The sequence below is a fragment of the Pseudomonas sp. SDO5522_S412 genome (assembly GCF_054071215.1).
The window spans coordinates 1-1,213 of sequence record NZ_JBSVWQ010000441.1; the positions used below are offsets into that span (position 1 = coordinate 1).

General features: G+C 59.0%; 1 protein-coding gene. It reads right to left on the minus strand.

What is annotated here, in order from left to right:
- Nucleotides 1-60: 60 nt before the first annotated feature.
- Entirely contained in the window at nt 61-1,044 is a 984-nt protein-coding gene (gene dctP / locus ACW9I6_RS32360) for a C4-dicarboxylate TRAP substrate-binding protein DctP (protein ID WP_003215057.1), read from the minus strand.
- Nucleotides 1,045-1,213: the final 169 nt, after the last annotated feature.

Sequence of the window (1,213 nt, forward strand, 5' to 3'; positions counted from 1 at the left end):
ACTGATACACCGCATTCGCGAGCAAGCCCGCTCCCACATTTGATCTCGGTGCTCTCCAAATTACTGGTTCGACGCGTCGGCCGCCTTGATCAGGTCAGCGCCGATTTCACCTTCGAACTTCTGCCACACCGGGCGCATGGCTTCGCGCCAGAGCTGGCGTTGCTCCGGTGTCAGTTCGATGATTTCGCTGGTCTTGGCGTCGATGATCTTCTGCTTGGCCGACTGGTTCAGCGCCTCGGCCTGCTTGTTCACCTCGACGGTGACTTCAACCATGACCTGATCCAGGGTGGTGCGCACATCCGGCGGCAGGCCGTTCCAGAACTTGGCGTTGGTGATCACCATGTAGTCGATCAGCCCATGGTTGGATTCGGTGAAGTACTTCTGCACTTCGTTGACCTTCTGGCTTTCATAGTTCGACCAGGTGTTCTCGGTGCCGTTGACGGTGCCGGTCTGCAAGCCCTGGTACACCTCGGCAAAACTCATCTTGCGCGGGTTGGCGCGGATCGCCTTGAACTGCTCCTCCAGGACGCTGGAGGCCTGCACGCGAAACTTCAGGCCACGGGCATCCTTGGGCTCACGCAATGCCTTGTTCGCCGACAGTTGCTTGAGGCCGTTGTGCCAATAGGCCAGACCGAGGATGTTCTTGTCTTGCATCGAGGTCAGCAACGCCTTGCCCTGGGCCGCCTGGAAACGGTCGACCGCCGCCAGGTCGTTGAACAGGAACGGCAGGTCGTAGATTTGTACTTGCTTGGTGTACTGCTCAAACTTGGCCAGGGACGGCGCCAGCATCTGCACGTCGCCCAGCAGCAGCGCTTCCATTTCCTTGCCGTCGCCGAACAGCGAGGAGTTGGGGTACACCTCGACTTTCACCCGGCCGGGCAGGCGTTCTTCAGCGAGCTTCTTGAACAGCAGGGCGCCCTGGCCTTTGGGGGTGTTTTCCGCGACGACGTGGGCGAACTTGATCACGATGGGGTCGGCCGCCTGGGCCAGGCCCGCGGCAAACAAGGTGGCGGCGCAGAACAGCGCCCGAGAAAGCTTGAGCATGGAAAATCACCTTCTTATTGTTGTGTTATAGGGCAAGGTGCCTGATGTCACGCGTATAGAGAATTTCGAATTTTAGATACCTGCGTTCGGCGTGGACGAACGCCGATTTTGCAAACGACAGAGATCCAATGTGGGAGCGGGCTTGCTCGCGAAAGCGGTGTGCCAGTCA